General features: G+C 63.3%; 15 protein-coding genes and 2 riboswitches. Of the genes, 7 read left to right on the top strand and 8 right to left on the bottom strand.

The window, feature by feature from the left end; all coding sequences use genetic code 11:
- Positions 1 to 4: 4 nt before the first annotated feature.
- Positions 5 to 92: riboswitch (ZMP/ZTP riboswitch) on the bottom strand.
- A 95-nt stretch (positions 93 to 187) separates the two neighbouring features.
- Positions 188 to 1,288 (top strand): NAD(P)/FAD-dependent oxidoreductase, encoded by a 1,101-nt coding sequence (locus tag KUF55_RS03510; RefSeq protein ID WP_218818014.1) that lies wholly within the window; start codon positions 188 to 190, stop codon positions 1,286 to 1,288.
- A gap of 61 nt (positions 1,289 to 1,349) precedes the next feature.
- Entirely contained in the window at positions 1,350 to 2,198 is an 849-nt protein-coding gene (gene purU / locus KUF55_RS03505) for a formyltetrahydrofolate deformylase (protein ID WP_370630945.1), read from the top strand.
- A 27-nt stretch (positions 2,199 to 2,225) separates the two neighbouring features.
- On the opposite strand, the gene KUF55_RS03500 is transcribed toward purU, so the two are convergent.
- Positions 2,226 to 2,804, bottom strand: a complete 579-nt coding sequence (locus KUF55_RS03500) for a hypothetical protein (RefSeq protein ID WP_168152182.1) — start codon at positions 2,802 to 2,804, stop codon at positions 2,226 to 2,228.
- Between the two features lie 265 nt (positions 2,805 to 3,069).
- Here KUF55_RS03500 and KUF55_RS03495 point away from each other — a divergent pair, with 265 nt between their 5' ends.
- The 3 genes from KUF55_RS03495 (at position 3,070) to KUF55_RS03485 (ending at position 5,370) form a co-directional block, all read left to right on the top strand.
- Positions 3,070 to 3,594: a gamma carbonic anhydrase family protein gene (locus KUF55_RS03495; protein WP_132362105.1), complete on the top strand. Its 525-nt coding sequence runs from the start codon at positions 3,070 to 3,072 to the stop codon at positions 3,592 to 3,594.
- Positions 3,595 to 3,629: 35 nt separating this feature from the next.
- On the top strand, positions 3,630 to 4,688 hold the full coding sequence (locus KUF55_RS03490; RefSeq protein WP_168152181.1) for a Gfo/Idh/MocA family protein: 1,059 nt from the start codon (positions 3,630 to 3,632) through the stop codon (positions 4,686 to 4,688).
- Positions 4,689 to 4,773: 85 nt separating this feature from the next.
- On the top strand, positions 4,774 to 5,370 hold the full coding sequence (locus KUF55_RS03485) for a hypothetical protein (RefSeq protein WP_218818012.1): 597 nt from the start codon (positions 4,774 to 4,776) through the stop codon (positions 5,368 to 5,370).
- A 27-nt stretch (positions 5,371 to 5,397) separates the two neighbouring features.
- Here the strand turns inward: KUF55_RS03485 and KUF55_RS03480 are convergent, their stop codons facing one another.
- The 6 genes from KUF55_RS03480 to KUF55_RS03455 all read right to left on the bottom strand — a co-directional run bounded on the left by KUF55_RS03480 (position 5,398) and on the right by KUF55_RS03455 (position 14,034).
- The gene (locus KUF55_RS03480; protein WP_218818011.1) at positions 5,398 to 6,405 is read right to left on the bottom strand and encodes a bile acid:sodium symporter family protein; all 1,008 of its coding nucleotides are present in this window, start codon (positions 6,403 to 6,405) and stop codon (positions 5,398 to 5,400) included.
- Positions 6,406 to 6,548: 143 nt separating this feature from the next.
- Entirely contained in the window at positions 6,549 to 7,751 is a 1,203-nt protein-coding gene (locus KUF55_RS03475; protein ID WP_218818010.1) for a cystathionine gamma-synthase, read from the bottom strand.
- A gap of 34 nt (positions 7,752 to 7,785) precedes the next feature.
- Positions 7,786 to 9,117 (bottom strand): O-acetylhomoserine aminocarboxypropyltransferase/cysteine synthase family protein, encoded by a 1,332-nt coding sequence (locus tag KUF55_RS03470; RefSeq protein ID WP_218818009.1) that lies wholly within the window; start codon positions 9,115 to 9,117, stop codon positions 7,786 to 7,788.
- A 113-nt stretch (positions 9,118 to 9,230) separates the two neighbouring features.
- Complete coding sequence (metE, locus tag KUF55_RS03465; protein ID WP_218818008.1) at positions 9,231 to 11,588, bottom strand: 5-methyltetrahydropteroyltriglutamate--homocysteine S-methyltransferase; 2,358 nt, start codon at positions 11,586 to 11,588, stop codon at positions 9,231 to 9,233.
- A gap of 66 nt (positions 11,589 to 11,654) precedes the next feature.
- Positions 11,655 to 12,581, bottom strand: a complete 927-nt coding sequence (locus tag KUF55_RS03460; RefSeq protein ID WP_132362118.1) for a methylenetetrahydrofolate reductase — start codon at positions 12,579 to 12,581, stop codon at positions 11,655 to 11,657.
- 107 nt (positions 12,582 to 12,688) lie between these two features.
- Positions 12,689 to 12,809: riboswitch (SAM riboswitch) on the bottom strand.
- A 388-nt stretch (positions 12,810 to 13,197) separates the two neighbouring features.
- Positions 13,198 to 14,034, bottom strand: a complete 837-nt coding sequence (locus KUF55_RS03455) for a helix-turn-helix transcriptional regulator (protein WP_218818007.1) — start codon at positions 14,032 to 14,034, stop codon at positions 13,198 to 13,200.
- 77 nt (positions 14,035 to 14,111) lie between these two features.
- On the opposite strand from KUF55_RS03455, the gene ilvD reads away from it, so the two are divergent.
- Together ilvD and KUF55_RS03445 are read left to right on the top strand one after the other, a co-directional pair.
- Positions 14,112 to 15,980: a dihydroxy-acid dehydratase gene (ilvD, locus tag KUF55_RS03450; RefSeq protein ID WP_132362122.1), complete on the top strand. Its 1,869-nt coding sequence runs from the start codon at positions 14,112 to 14,114 to the stop codon at positions 15,978 to 15,980.
- Between the two features lie 163 nt (positions 15,981 to 16,143).
- Positions 16,144 to 17,676: a deoxyguanosinetriphosphate triphosphohydrolase family protein gene (locus tag KUF55_RS03445; RefSeq protein ID WP_218818006.1), complete on the top strand. Its 1,533-nt coding sequence runs from the start codon at positions 16,144 to 16,146 to the stop codon at positions 17,674 to 17,676.
- A gap of 79 nt (positions 17,677 to 17,755) precedes the next feature.
- Here the strand turns inward: KUF55_RS03445 and KUF55_RS03440 are convergent, their stop codons facing one another.
- Positions 17,756 to 19,978: an NADP-dependent isocitrate dehydrogenase gene (locus KUF55_RS03440; protein WP_218818005.1), complete on the bottom strand. Its 2,223-nt coding sequence runs from the start codon at positions 19,976 to 19,978 to the stop codon at positions 17,756 to 17,758.
- Between the last annotated feature and the right edge of the window lie 17 nt (positions 19,979 to 19,995).

Genomic DNA, 19,995 nt, shown 5'->3' with positions numbered 1-19,995 from the left:
TTAATCCCTAGACCCAGGCGCGCGGTCCGTGGTGTGTTCCTGTGTCGCTCCCCGGTGGTTCACCCCACCCAACGCCAGTTGCGACACGTCACCAATCTTAGACGGAATAGGCGCGCGGGCCAGACTGTTACAGGAGATGACCGTTGCATTTTCAGTCACAAAAATCGTCCAAGGAGCACCAGCATCCATGCCGTCCCCCGGTGAGCAGCTATCCACGATCGTGATCGGTGCCGGGCAGGCTGGGCTCTCCGCCGCCCACCATCTTCGACGCAAGGGTTTGGTGCCGTTCCAGGATTTTGTGGTGCTAGATGCCAACGATGGACCCGGTGGCGCCTGGCGCCACCGCTGGGATTCGTTAACCTTCGATCGAGTCCACGGCCTCCATTCGCTGCCCGGCATGGACCTGACTCCCTCGGATCCAACCGAGCCGGCCTCCGCTGTAGTGACTCGCTACTACGGGGACTACGAATCCGCGTTCGCGCTACCGGTCATCCGCCCGTTTAAGGTCAAGACCGTCACCGGATCTTTAGCCAACGGATTCACCGTGACGTCCACGCAGGGCCGAGTCCTGAATGCTGCGAGCATCATCAACGCCACCGGCACCTGGGATAAGCCTTATTGGCCCTATTACCCCGGGGCACGCGATTTCACGGGGACCCAATTACACACCCGCGACTTCGTGGCGCCCGAGCAGTTCCTGGATAAGCGGGTATTGGTGGTCGGCGGCGGAACCAGCGCCGCACAGTTCCTCCTGCAGCTCGCTTCGTTAGGCATCGATACTCTGTGGTCCACCCGTCGCCCGCCGCTGTGGCGCGAAGCACCACAAAACAAGGCCTGGGGCATCGAGGTAGAAGCCAATGTCAATTCACGTACCCACTCGGGTTTGGTGCCCACCTCGGTGGTCTCGGTGACGGGGTTGCCGCTCACCGACTTTTATCAGGACGGCATCGACTCCGGCGTCTTAGTTTCTCGCGGTGGCATCAAATCTCTTGCCGACCATGCCGTCACCTTCACCGACGGCACCACCGAGAATATTGATGTCATCTTGTGGGCTACCGGCTTCCGGGCATCGTTAGACCATCTGGCGCCGCTGGGCCTGCGCGAAGCCGGAGGCGGAATTTTCATGGCCGAAGATTCGGTTTCCGTGAGCAAGGTCCCTGGATTATTTATGGTGGGGTACGGGGCCTCGGCCTCCACCATCGGGGCGACCAGGGCCGGACGTGCTGCGGCAGCGGCCGCGGGGAAACTGCTGACCCGTCTCCCGGAAGGCGCTGGCGTCCACGGCTAATGAGCGCAGGTAATACGCCATGGTTTCGGTGGCCGTGGTTTGGGCATGTAGCGTAATCACCGTGAGCACCAACGAATTTATTGTGTCCCTGTCTTGCCCCGACCGACCGGGCATTGTCCATGCCGTTTCCGGCGCGTTGTTAAGCGTGGGTTGCAACATCACCGAATCGCAACAATTCGAGAGCCCCGAGACGCATAACTTCTTTATGCGCATCGCCGTGGCCACCGATCGTGACATTGAATCGGTGCGCGAAGCATTGGGCCCGGTCCGCGAGCAATTTGGCATGGATCTGAAGCTCACCGCCGCAGGGGCTCTGCTGCGCACCTTAATCATGGTGTCCAAGGAAGCTCACGCCCTGAATGACCTGCTCTTCTCCCAGCGTGCGGGGACTCTACCGGTGCACGTTCCGATCATTGTCTCCAACCACTTGGATCTCAAACCGTTGGCAGATTTTCATGGCATCGAGTTTGTGCACATCCCCGTCACCGCCGCAACGAAGGTTCAGGCCGAGGCGAAACTGCTGGAACTGGTTGCTGAGCACAATATTGAGCTGGTGGTTTTGGCCCGCTACATGCAGATACTCTCCGATGATCTCTGCCGGGCACTGAACGGCCGCGCCATCAACATCCACCACTCGTTCTTGCCCTCTTTCAAGGGAGCCAAGCCTTACCACCAGGCTCACGCCCGCGGCGTGAAGCTGATTGGAGCGACGGCCCACTACGTGACGGCGGACCTCGATGAGGGCCCGATCATTGATCAGGAAGTGATCCGAGTGAGCCATGCTCGCACGGCCGAACAATTTGTGGCCATGGGCCGGGACGTTGAGGGACGCACACTCACGCGGGCCGTGGGATGGCATGCCGAACGCCGGGTCATGCTCGACGGGCACCGCACCGTGGTGTTCTCCTAAGTCAGCTCAGCCAGCACGACGGCTGTATCAGCGTTCGGTGACCCATTGCTCGTGCTCATCAAGATGATGGCGTTTGCTGATCCCGGAAGCGCTCCCGGCCTCATCAATTTGTGCCATGCGCTCCATCAGATCCCCCGCCACCGTCCAGGTTTCCAGCGTTGAGGGCGGATTAACACCCGCGGCACGGGCCATCTTGTTGCGCCACTTATTGCTGAAGGCCATCATCTGTTCCCCGCTGATGTCCCTGTCCCAGAGCCAGCGAGCCAAATCCTTGGCCTTGAGCATCCTGTTGGCCTCGGCCTTGGCACCATGGCGGAAGGGATCGATGGCGGGTTTCGCCGCAACCTCTACCGTTTCGGCATCGTCAATAGCACTCGTCGCGGATGGTGCAGCTGGCACCGAGAGCCCAAGTTCTTCGGTTTCCAGCTCAGGCAGGCCGATCGCCACAATCGGGGCTCCGTTATTGACGGCGTTCACCGCGTGATTAATGATCCCGTTCAGCTGAGTCCGTAGCTGCGGATTAATGGTGGGAGCGTTACGCTCCAGCGTGGCGCGGAGCTCCGCTACCATCTGCTCGTAAACCTCGACCTTGTGCTGCGGCCACATCTTTCCAGCTGCTCCTGAATTTTTGGCGTCCGGACATCGTCGCCGTTCTTTGTCTCACCTGCATCGCGCGGGCGACAGCCACAACGCCGTGCTGAGTCTGGCTGCATCCTCGGCCCGGTGCCGGTCTCTGGCTACGATCATATCCTCGGCTCGGCACCAGCACGGGCGCTGTCTGCACGGCTCCACCGCGGGAGAGCAAAACCGCGGCTGGCCTCCCGGTGCCGCGCGTCCATTTTCGGTGCTGAGCACAGGCTAGAGTGGTGTTATGGCTCACATCATCACCATTGATTCGAAAACTCCGATCGTTGACCCCACGGCTTTTGTGGCACCGACAGCAACGCTGTCCGGGGACGTGTCACTGGGCGCAAACGCTAGTGCCTTTTATGGCGTTTCGGCCCGCGGAGACTCGGACACCATCACCGTGATGGCAGGCACCAATCTCCAGGACAACGTGGTGCTGCATGCCGATACCGGGTACCCCTGCACCATCGGCGAGCGCGTCTCGGTGGGTCACTCGGCAGTGGTCCATGGTGCCACCGTGGGTCATGACTGCCTCGTGGGAATGAGCGCAACCATCATGAACGGGGCCGTCATTGGGGAGAACTCCCTGGTGGCCGCCGGCGCCTTGGTGCTTGAGGGCACCATCGTCCCGCCGCGTTCGCTGGTGGCAGGAGTCCCCGCAAAGGTCCGCCGTGAGTTGAGCGATGAGGAGGTTGAGAACCTGAAGGAAAACGCCGCCCACTACTTGGTGTTGGCGGCAAAACACCGCGAGGCAAACGCCACGCTCTAAATTCACCCGCCCACTGCATAGGGAGCACACACGCGATGGAAATCAACATCCAGGCACCACCCACCGCCCACCCGGGAGCCCCCTCGCCGATCAAGGCCACGGGCCGCTCACTGAATTGGGGCATCGTCTCTACCGGAAGCATCGTCGGCAAGGTTGTTGCCGATCTGCAGTCGCTGGAAGACGCGAATGTGATTGCTGTTTCCTCACGCTCCGAGAAGCGTGCCCGCGCGTTCGCTGATGAACACGACATTGAATGGGCCTACGGCTCCTACGAAGCGATGTTTGCCGAGCCGGAGATCGAGGCCGTTTACATCGGCACCCCGCATGCGCAGCATTTTGAGATCGCCATGGCTGCACTGCGGGCCGGCAAGCATGTGGTCTGCGAAAAGTCGTTGACCATCAATGCCGCCGAGGCCCGGGCATTGGCTCTTGAGGCCCACGAACGTGACCTCTTCCTGATGGAAGCCGTCTGGTCTCGCTTCACCCCGGTGTTCGCTCGAGCCTTGGACATTCTGGATTCCGGCGAGCTCGGCGAACCGACATGGGTCCAGGCCGATCTGGGATTCACCGCCGAGTACGATCCACAGTGGCGTATCTGGGATCGAGACGCCGGTGGCGGAGCCCTGCTGGACTTGGCTGTTTACCCCATGACCTGGGCGATCGCAGCCTTCGGCTTCCCGACCTCGGTGCAAGCCCTCGGTGAGGTCAACGATGACGGGGTGGATGTCCAGACCGCCGTCACGTTGGGTTACCCGGAGGGACGCCATGCGCAGCTGATGGTTTCGCTCAATAGCACCTCCACGCGGGAAGCCCGGGTGGCCTGTACCAATGGCTGGTTGGGTACCAACGCGCCGCTGCACAATCCCACCAAGCTCTTCATCCACCCGGCCGATGGCCCGGCCCGGACCGAAGTCTTTGAAGCCGTGGGCGCGAACTACACGTTCGAGTTCCGCGAGGCGACACGGTGTATCCAACAGGATCTCAACGAGTCTCCCACCATGCCGTGGGAACACTCGGTGAATACCATCGCCGTCTTTGACGGGATCCGCCATCAGTTGGGGATCCGTTACCCCAACGATGTACTCGTGGGCTAGTAACTTACACAACGGGTGGTGGTGCCGGAATTTTCTGGCACCACCACTTTTGTTTGACAGATCAAGAGAAGAAGGACGTGACGTCGTGCTGGCACGGGACCTCATTCCCGAGGAGTTCCATTCCCTGCGGATGCTTCGACTCTTCCTGCCCGTTGTTAACGAACCGGGGGCGGCAATACGCTGGTCTGCCCTGTTGCCGGTGGGGGTCGAGCTCACCGCCTCAACCAACTTTTATGAACTCTGGGCGCTCTACAGCGCCGATCATCCCGGCGCCGTGACGCCGAGTCCCGCCTTGGGCTCCTTGGATCCACTCACCGCGCACAGCCTGCGCGAGCTCCTGACAACTCAGCTGGGCCCGGACCAGCTGTTGCCCACGCGCAGCTGGGCCGGATATTCGCGCTCATCTGCTCCGGGGATGAGAACCAGCATGGTCAACGGCCAGGAATATGCGCACGAGACACTGACGATCCACGAGATCATCGAGCGTGGGATCAAGGGTATCGTGCCCGATTTTGTCGCCGATCCGGGGATGGCCTTTGCCTGGGGCACGTGCCTGTATCCCGATTCGCTGTTCATCGCCGCGGCCCCGGAGCTATTTCGTGCGCTGCATCAGGATCCGTTCCTTGATGTTGCTTCGGTGCTCGCCCACCGCGATATTCTCCCGCAGACCTTCGAGGGCTAAGCGCAGCGACGGTCAATCCGGTACCGCTTAGCGGGCGACTGGCTGAGCAGCCTCGGTCTCCCGCGCGGCATTCTTGGCGCTACTGCGGCGCCAGATCGAGGCAATGATGGCGCCGGATAGGTTGTGCCAGACCGAGAACACGGCGCCGGGCAATGCCGCCTCCGGGCTGAAGTACGTCCTGGCTAGGCCGGCGGCCAACCCCGAATTCTGCATGCCAACCTCGATGGCCATGGTGCGGCGGGTGGCGATGGGCTGCTTGAAGAGCTTGGCGGTGCCGTACCCCAGAGCCATGCCTCCGGCGTTGTGCATGATGACAGCCAACAGGATCAGCGCCCCGGCGCTGAAGATGGCCGCGGCACTGCCGGCGACCACGATCAGGACCACCGCGGTGATCGCCAGAACCGATACCCACGGAAGGGCAGGTAAAACGAGGGTGGCGAAACGGGGCAATACCAGACGCAGTACGAGCCCGAGCGCCACGGGGATCAGCACGATCTGGACGATGGACATGGCCATCGAGCCGGCATCAACCGGCAGGTACTGCCCGGCCAGCCACAGCGTCAGCAGTGGGGTGAAGATCGGTGCCACCAGCGTGGAGATCGAGGTCATCGTCACCGAGAGCGCAACATCGCCCTTGGCCAGGTAGGTCACGACGTTGGATGCGGTACCACCGGGGGCGCAACCCACCAGAATGACACCCGCAGCCAGAGCCGGCGGAAGCTGCAGCAACATCGAAATACCCAGCCCCAGCAGCGGCATGATCACGTACTGCGCCACAACGCCCAGCAGTACCGGAAGCGGCTTGCGCACCACCAGCGCGAAGTCCGGCAGGGTCAGCGTGAGTCCCATCCCGAACATGATGATCATGAGCAGCGGATTCACCGCCTTGGAGAATCCACTGAAGGTTTCCGGGGTGAGCAGAGCCAATGCCCCGCCGGCCAGAACCAGCAGCGGGAATACCGTCACGGCTATTTTTGCGCTGCGTTCTTCGGCGTCCAGGACGGACTTTTGCTGTACGTTTCGATGGGTAGACATGCACCGATCATGACAAAATGATCAACACTTTTCCAATCGTGACCACAATCTGATCATGAACTACCGTTCATCGCGCGATCACTACCGCCCGGCGCAGTTGCAGCACGATGTGTCGGGATTCTTGCCACCCACCCCACACTTTTTCAGGCGGCGACCCGCTCCAAGGTAGCGCTACGGGCCGCGGTCAGACCGAGCTCGAGGTCGGCGATCAGGTCCTCCACCTGCTCGATGCCCACCGAAAGCCGCACTAAGTTCCGTGGCACCGCCAGCTCGGTGCCGATGACCGAGGCGTGCGTCATCTCCGCCGAATAGCACACCAGCGATTCGACCCCGCCCAGGGAGACCGAGAGGGCAAAGAGCTCGGTGGCTTCGGCGAAGGCCCGGGCTGCGGCCTCACCGCCAACAAATTGCAGCGAGACGATTCCACCAAAGCCCGAGGATTGAGCCTTGGCCAACTCGTGCCCCGGGTGGGTGGGCAGCCCCGGATAGAGCACCTTTTCCAACTCGGCCCGCCCGTCCAACCAGCGCGCGATCCTCGCGGCGTTGGAGCAGTGACGTTCCATCCGCAGCCCCAGGGTCTTCAGGCCGCGGGCGGCCAAAAAACAATCCTGCGGCCCGGCCACGGCTCCCCCGGCAAATTGCTGGAAGCCCACCGCCGCTGCCAAGGTCTCGCCACGGAACGTTGCATCGGAAACAATCACCGCGCCGCCCAACACATCGGAGTGCCCGCCAATGTACTTGGTGGTCGAATGCACCACCACATCCGCGCCCAGTCTCAGGGGCCGCTGCAGGAAGGGTGTGGAGAAGGTGTTATCCACCACCAACAGGGCACCGGCAGCGTGGGCGATGGCTGCCCACGCCGCAATATCGGCAATCCCCAACAGCGGGTTGGACGGGGTTTCGACCCAAAGCAGCGCGGTTTTCCCCGGCTGCACTGCGGCGGAAACTACCGCGGTATCGGTGATATCCACCGGGGTGTTGGTGATCCCCCATTTTCCGTGCAGTCGATTGATCAGCCGGTTGGTTCCGCCATAACCGTCGGCGCCCAGCACGATGTGGTCCCCCGGGGCCAGCACCGCACGCAGTAGTGCGTCCTCCGCGGCGATGCCCGAGGCGAAGGCAAATCCGGCGTGCCCTGCCTCCAAGGTGGTGAGCTGAGTTTCGAAGCCGTTGCGCGTTGGATTGGATCCGCGGGAGTATTCGTGTCCGTTGCGCAGCACGTTGATGCCGTCCTGGACAAAGGTGCTGGTCTGGTAGATCGGCGGGATCACCGCGCCGGTTAGTGGATCCGGGGCCTGTCCGGCGTGAATGGCCTGGGTATTAAAGCCGTGGTTGTGCTCGCTCATTTTTGGGTTCATCCTTTCGTGGAGGGGCGGTTGTTTAGGCGTTGCTGGTTTCCAACAGGTCTGCCGCTGGTGGCGCCGGCGTGGTGCTCAGCGCGTCCAGCGAACCGATGAGGTCCTGCAGCAGATCCGCCGCATCCTCCAGACCGACCGAGATGCGCAGCGTGCCGGCGCTAATCCCCGCCTCCTGAAGCTGGGCGTCGGAGAGTCGGCAGTGCGTCATGGACGCCGGGTGGACCACCAGTGAGCGGGCGTCCCCGATGTTTGCCGCCAGCGCGAAGAGCCGTAGCGAATCAACAAAAACCGGGACGTTCCCCGGATCCACGAGGTCAAAGGAGAACACCCCACCGGTACCGCGCGGGAAGTCGCGCTGCGCCAACGCGTGGTCCCGGTGGGTGGGGATGGAGGGGTGATGCACGCGGGCCACCGCCGGATGCCCGGCCAGGCCCCGGCACAGGTCCAGCACGTTCGCCTGGGCCTTGGTCACACGCAGCGATAGCGTCTCGATGCCGGTGAGAATTCCGGCGGCGGCGGCGGCCGAGAGTGTGGGCCCCAGATCGTGCAGGAATTTGGAGCGCACCAGCATCAGGTAGGCCTTGGAGCCATAACGCTCCAGCAGTGAATCCCCGTAGTAGCGGGCCTTGGGCGCGGCGATCTGCGGCCACCGGGTGGCATCGGAAAAATCGAAGGTTCCAGCGTCGATGATCAAACCGCCCAGCACCGATCCATGACCGGACAGCGCCTTGGTGGCCGAATGCACCACCACATCGGCCCCGAAATCGATGGGCCGGTAGGCAGCGGGCGTGGCCAAGGTGTTATCCACGACCACCGGAATCCCCGCGGCGTGCCCGACCTCGGCAATGGCCCGCAGGTCCACCAGCGTGATTAGCGGGTTGGAGACTGATTCGAGTAAAAAACCCCGAGTCTTCTCCGTGATCGCGCCGGCCCAGGCGCTAGGATCCTCCGGGTTGATAAACGTGACGGTGACCCCAAAGTCGGCGAAGGTATCGGTGAGCAGGTCAACGGTGCCGCCGTAGAGCTTATTGGAGGCCACCAGGTGGCCCGGGCCCTGCAGCAACGCCAGTAGCGCGAGGGCCACCGCCGATTGTCCGGTGGCCGTGGCGATGGCACCGATCCCGCCCTCGAGAGCCGCGGCGCGTTCCTCCAAGACGGCCACCGTGGGGTTACCGGTGCGGGAGTAGGTGAAGCCCGGCTGCCGGAGTGAGAAAAGCTGCGCGGCGGTGGCGTAGTCGGGGAATTGATAGGCGGCGGAGGAGTAGATAGGCACGGTCATGGGGCGGTGCGGGGCAGCGGGTGTGTAGCCTGCGTGAATTTCGGTGGTGGAGCTGTGCCATTGCCTGGAGGCCATGATCGTGCCTTTCGGGCCGAAGTGGTAAGTGAATGCGAAGTGGGGTGATGCGGAGGGTGCGGCACCTAGGTGGCGCCGCACCCTCCGCGATGATGGGCCGGCTGGTGGTGAGGCTAGACGCTCAGGCTCAGGGTGCTGCGTGCGGCAACCGTGGCCGCAACGAGGTTGGCCAGCGACTCGCGGGTCTCTGCGTAACCGCGGGTCTTGAGTCCGCAGTCCGGGTTGATCCAGAGCTGGCGCGCATCCAGGGAGCCCAGCGCAATGGTGATCAGTTCGGCAACCTCGGCCTCGGAAGGTACACGCGGGGCGTGGATGTCATAGACGCCCGGACCGATGCCGCGGGAGAAGCCGAAGTTCGTCAAATCCTCGGTGACCTCCATCCGGGAACGTGCGGCCTCGATCGATGTCACATCGGCATCCAGGGCGTCAATCGCGTTGATGATCTCCCCGAATTCGGAGTAGCACAGGTGCGTGTGGATCTGGGTGCTGTCCGCGGCTCCGGCGGTGGATAGCCGGAAGGAATCCACGCTCCAGCCCAGGTACTTGGTCTGATCCTTGGCCCGCAGCGGCAATAGCTCGCGCAATGCCGGCTCATCGACCTGGATGATGGAGATGCCGGCGGCCTCGAGGTCGGCGATCTCATCGCGCAGGGCCAGGGCCACCTGGTTGGCGGAGACCGAAAGCGGCTCGTCGTCGCGGATGAAGCTCCAGGCCAGGATGGTGACCGGACCGGTGAGCATGCCCTTGAACGGCTTGTTGGTCGACGATGCCGCGTAGGAGATCCACGGGACGGTGAACGGGGCCGGTCGGGAGACGTCTCCCCAGAGGATCGAGGGACGCGTGGCCCGCGAGCCGTAGGACTGCACCCAGCCGTTGGAGGTTTCGGCGAAGCCGTCGAAGTTTTCGGCGAAGTACTGGACCATGTCATTACGCTCGGCCTCGCCGTGGACCAGCACATCCAGACCCAGTTCTTCCTGCAGGGCCACCACGCGGGCGATCTCTTCCTTCAAGAAACCCTCGTAGGCGGCGTCGTTGATGGTACCGGCGCCGTGCGCGGCACGGGCGGAGCGGACCTCCACGGTCTGTGGGAAGGAACCGATGGTGGTGGTGGGCAGCAGCGGCAAGTCCAGTGCCTGCTCCTGCGCTACCTTGCGGGTGGTGGCGTCCGAGCGGGAGAAGTCGGCGGTGGTCAGGTTGGCCAGGCGGGTGCGGACAGCTGGCACGGTGGTTCCGGCGAACTCGGCGCGGTTCTTGATGGCAGCGTCGGCTTCTGCCAATTCCGTTACCACTGCTTCTTGCCCGTCGTTCAGGCCCTTGGCCAGCGTGATGACCTCGGAGACCTTCTGGTTGGCGAAGGCGAGCCATTCGGGGAGGTGTGCCGGCAGCTGGGTTTCCAGGGCGACATCGTGCGGGACGTGCTGCAACGAGGTGGCGGTACCCACGGCGAGCGACCCGCCGGCCCGCTGAACCTCGGCGCGCAGCCCCTGCAGGGTCTGCAGTGACGTGGTGAGGTTGTTGCGCCAGATGTTGCGTGAATCAACGATGCCCGCCACCAGCGTGGAGCCGGCCAGATCGCCCAGGAAGTCTGCGGTGGGCAATGTCCCACGGACGAGGTCGGCGTGCACCGCGTCAACACCGGCGCGGGCCAGCAGGCCCTGAGTTTCGCCCGGGCGTTCGACGTTGCCCGCGGTGCCGTAGCCCAAGGTCACCAGCAGGGCCGGGCGCTCGGTGGCCGCGGCCAGCGTGGTGTAGACGGATTCGGCCAGAGCGCCGGGAACGGCCAGTGCGGCACCGCGGTCGGTGACCAAGGCTGGCTCATCAAGCTGAACCCACGGGGCACCGGCAGCGGCCAGCGCCGCAAGAATCTCGACATAGGCGTTTACCACGTCATCCAGGCGCACCAACGGATCGAAGTCGGCTGCTGCGCCGTCCTCGGCCTTGGCCAGCAGCAGGTAGCTGATGGGTCCCACGAGCGTGGGTCGGATGATGGTGCCGTTAGCCTGGTGGGCGGTGAAAGATTCCACCAATGCTGCGGCGTTGGCCTTGATCGGGGTGCTTTCACCGATCTCCGGCACGAGGTAGTGATAGTTGGTGTCGAACCACTTGGTCATTTCCAGCGGGGCGCGGGATTCATCGCCGCGGGCCAGGACAAATGCGCCGGCGGTATTGATGGTGCCGTCGGTTGCGGCGAGGTCCGCGAAGCGGGTCGGCACAGCGGAGAGCGCGATGGTCGTATCCAGTACCTGATCGTAATAGGCGAAGTCACCGGGCAGCGATGCATCGGTGGCACCAAGTCCCAGGGTGGTGAGCTTCGCGAGATTGTTTCTCTGCAGTTCGCGAGCCGCGGCGTGCAGGGTGGCTTCGTCGGTCTGCTGGGCCCAGTGCGCTTCGAGGGCCTTTTTTAGTTCACGGTGAGGACCGATGCGTGGGTAACCGAGGATGGATGCGGCGGGGAAGGTCTGCTTCGACATGGTATTTCTCCTGAGTGTTGTGATGCTTAAAAGTTCGGTGGGTGGTGGAGCTGGTGGGGCGGTTCTTTAGGCCACGGCGCGGGTGGCCCACGTGCGGGTGACCTTGGCCCGAGTGCGTGGCAATTCCAGTTGTTCAACCACATCGAGGGAGCCACGATGATCGTTGAAGGTGTACAGGTGAACTCCCGGAGCGCCATCGTCGAAGGCGCGCCGGGCCAGGTTCACCGCTGCTGCCACGCCGATGCGATGGCGTTCGGCCTCCGAATCGGCGGTTTCCAGTGCGTGGGCCAGTTCCGGATCCGGGCACACCCCGGTCATGGAGGCCAACCGATTCAGCCGCTTCAGCGAGTTCAGCGGAATGACGCCGGGAATAATCGGGATGGTCACCCCGGCTCGTTGCGCCGATTCCACCAGGTTGGTGTATTCGCTGGCTTGGAAATACACCTGAGTGATGGCGTAGTTGGCGCCGGAACGTTCCTTCGCCAGGAGCACCTCGATGTCGTGGTCAAAGGAGGGCGATTCCGGATGCCGAATCGGGTAAGCGGCCACACCCACACCGAGCCTGCCGCCGGCCAGGGCCGCCGAATGTTCGGCCTCGACCTCACGGATCAGTTCGATGAGGTACCGGGCGAATGGAAATTCTCCGCGCCATTCATCGCTCTTGGTGGGCAGGTCCCCGCGCAGGGCCAGCACTCCGCGCACCCCGAGGGAAATGAAGTGGCGCACCAGGTTCTGTAGGGACTCCCGGCTCTCCCCCACACAGGTTAGGTGGGCCAGCGGACGCAGTCGGGTGTCGCGGATCAAGTGGTCAATTAGTTCCAGTGAGGCAGCGCGACGGGTTGGAGATCCGGAGTAGGTCACCGACACATAGTCCGGATCGGTGCTCTCCAGCGCGGCGATGGTACTGAACACGCTTTCACTGGCATCACGGCTAGCCGGTGGGTACAACTCATAAGACAGCGACGGTGGTGCGACGCTTGTTGCAATGCTCATGTGGGACTCCTCGTTGATTCGAGGGAGGCCTCAGTGGGGTCGACACAAAAGCCGCTGGGACCCACATGTGGGGTGTCCTGCGGCGATGGTGAGCGAACGCTGAAGCGGCTCCATCGCTTCTGGCCTTAGCACCCTCATTGATGGACATCCTCTTGAAGGAGGAATGCCATCACGTGATGGTTGCTGCGGCGTCAACGAGCCAGATCTCTCAGCCGCTCTTGATGGTTGATGTGTCCATCTTGAAACACCATCAGCACGCTGCGCAAGGGGCACTCGAGGGCCCTCGTCACGAAGGGCAAAAACACTTCACATGAACGCGGGGCGTCATCTTCGGGCGGTGCTCGGGGACACATTGTTACAGCCCGGCCGCTCGCGATTTCCTTTGTTTGGTGAGGATTTTGGGATTTTATATGACGGTGGACAGATCACTGTGAAGCGTCCGTGACGTCGCACGGAACCATCGTCCGGAGCGTGACCAGCATTCACCGGGCACCGCAAGGGCCGCATAACGCTACTGGCGCGCGGAACCAATCAAACGGATGACCGACGCTTCACTGTCGCTCCATTAACCAGGCGAAGCGTGATGCGATTGTGGCTTCGGGCACCGGCGAGCTGCTCAGGCGGTGTGCTCCGCCAGTAACGTTTGCAGCCGATCGGCTGTCTGCGTACCTGCCACCGGCACGTACATCACCAGATGCAATTCCGGTGCGTCCGAGGGCACCAGCCGGTGCTGCTCAAAAACCAGCTCGCCGGCGAGCGGATGCAGGAAGACCCGCTGCCGGGAGGCAAAGCGCTCCACACCGCGGTCGGCCCAGAGCTTGGCGAACTGCCCGCTGGCCTCGCTCAGGCGCCGCAGCAGCGTTGTATGAGCGGCGGAGCCGAGTCGCGCTCCAGCCTCGGCACGGAACTCCGCCACAAAGTGCCGTGAGGTCTCTTCCCAGTCCGGCAGCATCTTGCGCAGGTAGGGGTCGGTAAAAATCAGCCAGAGCAGGTTCCGGTCCCCCGGATCTACCGCCGAGATGCGGTTGTACAGCACGGTGTAGGCACGATTCCACCCGGCGATACCCCAGTCTGGGGCGACGGCAAACGCCGGGAAATCAAAGGCATCAAGCAGCCGCTGCAGGTGCTCCGGAGCCTGCTCAATCGAGCTGACCTCGGTGACGGGACTGGGCGTATATCCGCCCATGGCTAGTAGGTACGACGCTTCGGCGGAGGTCAGGGTGAGCACGCGGGCGATGGATTCGAGGACCTGGCGGGAGGCGTTAATGTCTCGGCCTTGTTCAAGCCAGGTGTACCAGGTGACGCTGACCGCGGCGAAGGCGGCAATTTCCTCCCGGCGCAGACCCAAGGTGCGGTTGCGCCCGATCGGCGGAAGCCCGAGTTCCGCGCGGACGAGGTGGCTGCGTCTATCGCGCAGGAACTGTCCCAGCTCCTGCCGGCGTTCGGTGCTCATGATTCCAAATCTATCACTGCCACTACTAGTATTACGAGCGACTTCCGCCTGGGGACCGGTACTGGATAACATGTTCTATGCCTCCATTTCGTTCACGCACAGTCACCCACGGCCGCAACATGGTCGGCGCCCGCGCCCTGCTCCGAGCAGCCGGCGTTAAAGGCTCCGACTTCGGCAAGCCGATCATTGCCGTAGCCAACAGCTTCACCGAATTCGTTCCCGGCCACACCCACCTCCAGCCCGTCGGCCGCATCGTTTCCGAGGCGATCATCGAGGCCGGCGGCATCCCGCGCGAATTCAACACCATCGCCGTGGATGACGGCATCGCCATGGGACACGGCGGAATGTTGTACTCGCTGCCCTCGCGCGAACTGATTGCCGACTCGGTCGAGTACATGGTGAACGCGCACTGCGCCGACGCACTGATCTGCATCTCCAACTGCGACAAGATCACCCCCGGCATGATGATGGCGGCACTGCGCCTGAATATCCCGGTCGTTTTTGTCAGCGGCGGGCCGATGGAGGGTGGCTCCGCGGTCCTGATTGACGGCACCGTGCGCAAGGGCTTGAACCTGATCTCGGCCATCGCCGACGCCGTGGACGAATCCGTCTCCGACGCCGACCTCTTGACCCTCGAAGAGAATGCCTGCCCCACCTGCGGCTCGTGCTCGGGGATGTTCACCGCCAACTCCATGAACTGCCTCACCGAGGCGCTGGGTCTGGCGCTGCCGGGTAACGGCACCACGCTGGCCACGCACACGGCTCGCCGCGCCCTTTACCAGGATGCCGGCAAGGCCATCGTCGAGATCACCAACGCGCACTACCTCGAGGATGATTACTCGGTACTGCCACGCTCGATCGCTTCACGTGCCGCGTTTGAGAACGCCATGACCATGGACATCGCGATGGGCGGATCCTCCAATACGATCCTGCACCTGCTCGCCGCGGCCCAGGAAGCCGAACTCGATTTCACCCTCGATGACATCGACGCCATTTCACGCCGCACCCCGTGCCTGTCCAAGGTCGCCCCCAATGGCGTCTATCTGGTCGAGGATGTCCACCGCGCCGGCGGCATCCCCGCCATCTTGGGCGAGCTGGACCGCGCCGGAATGCTGAACCATGACGTCCGCTCCGTACACGGCCCGGATCTGCGCTCCTGGCTCGATGATTGGGACATCCGTGGCGGCAAGGCCACCGAGACGGCCATCGAACTGTTCCATGCAGCCCCGGGCTGCGTCCGCTCGGCCACCGCTTTCTCACAGTCCGAGCGCTGGGACACCCTGGACACCGACGCGGAAAACGGCTGTGTTCACTCCGTTGAGCATGCCCACACCGTCGAGGGCGGGCTGGCCGTGCTGCGCGGCAACATCTCCGTTGACGGCTGCGTGGTGAAGACCGCCGGTGTGGACGAATCGATCTTCAAGTTCTCCGGTCCAGCCGTGGTCTTCGAATCCCAGGACGACGCCGTCACCGCCATCCTGAGCAAGACCGTCGTCGCCGGCGACGTCGTCGTGATCCGCTACGAGGGCCCGCGCGGCGGCCCGGGCATGCAGGAAATGCTCTACCCCACCTCGTTCCTCAAGGGACTGGGTCTGGGCGCCAAGTGTGCACTGATCACCGACGGGCGCTTCTCCGGAGGCACCTCCGGGCTGTCGATCGGCCACGTCTCGCCCGAGGCCGCCGCCGGTGGCGCTATCGCGCTGGTGGAAAACGGTGACATCATTTCCATCGACATCCCGGCCCGTTCCATCACACTGGAGGTCAGCGACGATGAGCTGGCCCGCCGCCGCGAGCTGCTCGAATCGAGCATCGGCTACCGGCCCCGCGACCGCGAACGCGTGGTTTCCCCGGCCCTGCGCGCCTACGCGGCCTTCGCTCAGTCGGCGGACAAGGGCGCCGTGCGGCACGTACCGGAAATCTCGGTTCCACTGCCGGCGCGAGTCTAAGGACCACCGCGTTCGCGCTAACGTAGTTTGAACATCGGGTGCCCGTCCACAAGGATGGGCACCCGATGTGTTTTCCCCCGACCGATCTACGGCGATGGATCGCCCGCGATTGTGTCGCGTCGCCCCGGGCAGAGCCATCGGGTGAATTAGGCTGGTGCGCACCATGGACTACAGGAACACAACTCACCAAAGCGGCGGCAGGGAACGGTCAATCGGCGAGGACTCGCGGCCCGGAGAAGACGAATTCCGCGTCGACATCGAACGCATCCGCTTCTCCCCCTACTTCTCCCGGCTCTCGGCGGTGACGCAGGTGATCCCGCAGGCCGGGGCGGGCACCGTGGTGCATAACCGGCTCACTCACACGCTCAAGGTCTCCGCGGTGGCTCGCTCCATCGCCATCGGCCTGCGTACCACCGATGAACCCACGCGCGCCCTGGTTGCCGAACTCGGCGGTTGCGATCCGGTGGTGGTGCAGGCAGCGGCCGCCGCCCACGACCTGGGCCACCCACCCTTCGGGCATCTGGGTGAACAGGAACTCGACCGGGCGGCCCGCAACATCCTCGGCTTGCCCGACGGCTTTGAGGGGAACGCCCAGTCTTTCCGCATCCTCACCGCGCTGGACAGCTGCGATGCGAGCCCGCGGGGGCTGAACCTGACCCGTGCGGTACGCGCGGCGGTGTTGAAGTACCCGTGGACCCGCAATGCCTGGCGGACGATGCCGCCCCGACCACCGGAGCTGCTGCCGCGTGGCGTGGGGGTTGGCGGTGGCAACCCCGCACTCAAGTTCTCGGCCTATGACATCGAGTCGGCGGAGATGGCCGATGTGCTCTCGGTGTTCCCGCAAATCGCCGAACACCAGCAGACCCTGGAATGCTCGGTCATGGACATTGCCGATGACATTGCCTATGCGGTGCATGACCTCGATGACTTCTATCGGGCCGGGGTGCTGCAGTATTCCCTCGTATCCACCGAGCTGCGTCGTTGGCTTGATGCCGCCCCCGAGCTCTCGGCACTGGATGCGCGCGATCTTGACCGACGTTTACCCGGCCATGAGCTCGAGCGCGCCTGGCGCCGGGTTGCTGCCAAGGACCCGTGGATCGCCGATGCGCAGGCCTTCCGCGCCTCGGTGCAGCGGGTGGACAACGATCTGGTGGAGGGGCTGTTGTCCCTGCCCTATGACGGCGGGCTTGATGCCGATCGCACCGTCACCGCCTTCACCCGGCGCTGGATCGACAGGCTGCAGGGCTCGATCGCAGTGGAGAAGAATCCGGAAATCCGCAGCGGGCATGTCCGGTTGGCCGACGAGGCCTGGCATGATGTGGTGGTGCTCAAATTTGTACACGAACGCTTTGTGCTGGAGCGCTCGGATTTGGCGCTGTACCAGCGCGGGCAAACTCGCATCATCAAGTCGTTGGCCGAGGGCTTGTCCGCCTGGCTGGATGATCCACAGGATTCCGCCCGCGCACCGCGCCGGCTGCTGGATTCCGTCGAGGCGGCAACGGCCGAGTATCAGCAGCTGTTCATCCAGTCCCCGGATGCCATTCCGAACGCGTCGGGAAGCGAGATCCGACGACTGGGTAGGTCCCGGGCGATCGTGGATTACATCGCCTCGTTCACCGACGCCCAGGCGGTCTCGGTGAATGCCCTGCTGACCGGCACCTCGGAGAGCATCTGGGAAGTGGGCCGCGGGCTCTGATCAACCACAAACGGCACGGGCCGCCACCTTCCGAAAAGGAAGGTGGCGGCCCGTGCCGTAGTGCGTTGAAGGCGTGAAACTACTTCGTGAGCAGTTCCAGTGCGGTGTTCAGCGTTGCGCTGGGGCGCATGGTGGCAACAACCTTGGCCTCAACCGGACGGTAGTAACCGCCCAGATCAACCGGGGCGCCCTGAACTGCTGCGAGTTCGGCCACGATGGCTTCCTCGTTGCTGCCCAGTGCTTCGGAGACGGCCTTGAAGTCCGCTGCCAGCTCGGCATCCTTGGTCTGCGCGGAGAGCTCTTCGGCCCAGTACTTGGCCAGGTAGAAGTGGCTGCCGCGGTTATCCAGCTCGCCCACCTTGCGCTTGGGCGACTTGTTCTCCAGCAGGAAGGTGCCGGTAGCCGCATCCAAGGTGTCGGCAAGGATCTGCGCACGCGGGTTGTCCGAGGTGTTGGCCAGGTGCTCGAAGGAGACAGCCAGGGCCAGGAACTCGCCCAAGGAATCCCAACGCAGGTGGTTTTCGTTGACCAACTGCGCCACGTGCTTCGGAGCCGAACCACCGGCACCGGTCTCGAACAGTCCGCCACCGGCGATCAGCGGCACGATGGAAAGCATCTTGGCGCTGGTACCCAATTCGAGAATCGGGAACAGGTCGGTCAGGTAGTCGCGCAGCACGTTGCCGGACACCGAGATGGTGTCCTCGCCGCGGCGAATGCGATCGATGGTGTACTGAGTTGCGGCCACCGGCGAGAGAATCTCGATGGTCAGTCCCTCGGTGTCATGCTCAGCCAGGTACTCGTTAACCTTGGAGATCAGCACGCGGTCGTGCGAGCGGGTCTCATCGAGCCAGAATACGGCCGGGGTGGCCGAGGCACGGGCACGGTTGACGGCCAACTTGACCCAGTCGCGCACCGGCACGTCCTTGGTCTGGCAGGCGCGCCAGATGTCGCCGGCGAAGACCTGGTGCTCCAGAAGCACGCCACCTGCGGCATCCAGAATCTGGACGTGGCCGGCGGCCTTGATCTCGAAGGTCTTGTCGTGAGATCCGTATTCCTCGGCAGCCTGAGCCATCAGGCCGACGTTCGGGACGGTACCCATGGTGGTCGGGTCGTAGGCGCCGTTGGCGCGGCAGTCCTCGATGACCACCTGGTAGATGCCCGAGTACGAGGAATCCGGCAGAACGGCGAGGGTATCGCGCTCCGCACCTTCCTTGTCCCACATGTGGCCCGAGGAACGGATCATGGCCGGCATGGAGGCATCAACGATGACATCCGAGGGGACGTGCAGGTTGGTGATGCCCTTGTCGGAATCGACCATGGCGATGTCCGGGCCCTCGGCAAAGCCCTTGGCGATCAGTGCTTCAACACCGGCGCGAACATCGTCGGCCAGCTCGTCGAGCCCACCGAGGATGGCGGCAAGGCCGTTGTTTGCGCTCAGGCCCGCAGCTTCAAGCTGCTCGCCGTAAGTTTCGAAGAGTTCGGAGAAGTAGGCCTTCACCACGTGGCCGAAGATGATCGGGTCAGAGACCTTCATCATCGTGGCCTTCAGGTGTGCCGAGAAGAGCACGTTATCGGCCTTGGCGCGAGCAATGGCGTCCTTCAAGAAGGCGTCCAGCGATGCTGCGTGCATGACGGTGCCATCGATGATCTCGTCCTTCAGGACGGGAAGGGCCTTCTTCAGGACCTTAACTTCGCCGTCTTCGCCAACGAAGCGGATCGAGAGGGTCTGCGCTTCGGTGATAACTACTGACTTCTCGTTGGCACGGAAGTCATCTTCGGCCATCGTGGCAACGTTAGTCTTGGACTCTGCGGTCCAGGCACCCATCGTGTGCGGGTTCTTACGGGCGTAGTTCTTCACGCTCAACGGGGCGCGGCGGTCCGAGTTGCCTTCGCGAAGAACCGGGTTCACTGCTGAGCCCTTGATCTTGTCATAACGCGCGCGGGCGTCGGTCTCTTCGTCGGAAGACGGGTTGTCCGGGTAATCCGGCAGAGCGTATCCGGCAGCCTGAAGTTCGGCAATCGCGGCCTTGAGCTGCGGGATGGATGCCGAGATGTTCGGCAGTTTGATGATGTTTGCGTCTGGGCTCTTGGCCAGTGCGCCGAGTTCTGCCAGGGCGTCGGGAATCTGCTGTTCTGCGGTGAGGTGGTCACCAAAGACGGAAATGATGCGGCCGGCCAACGAGATATCTCGCGTTTCGATCTCTACACCCGCGGTCGAGGCGTACGCTTCGACAATCGGCAGGAACGAGTGGGTTGCCAACATCGGAGCTTCGTCGGTGTGGGTATAAATAATCTTGGCCATAGGTGTGGCGTCTCCCT

It is taken from the genome of Paeniglutamicibacter sp. Y32M11, assembly GCF_019285735.1.
In the GTDB taxonomy this organism is placed as follows: Bacteria; Actinomycetota; Actinomycetes; order Actinomycetales; family Micrococcaceae; genus Paeniglutamicibacter.
Note: the sequence above shows the minus strand (reverse complement) of the source record. Positions and strands in the feature narration are given on the sequence as shown.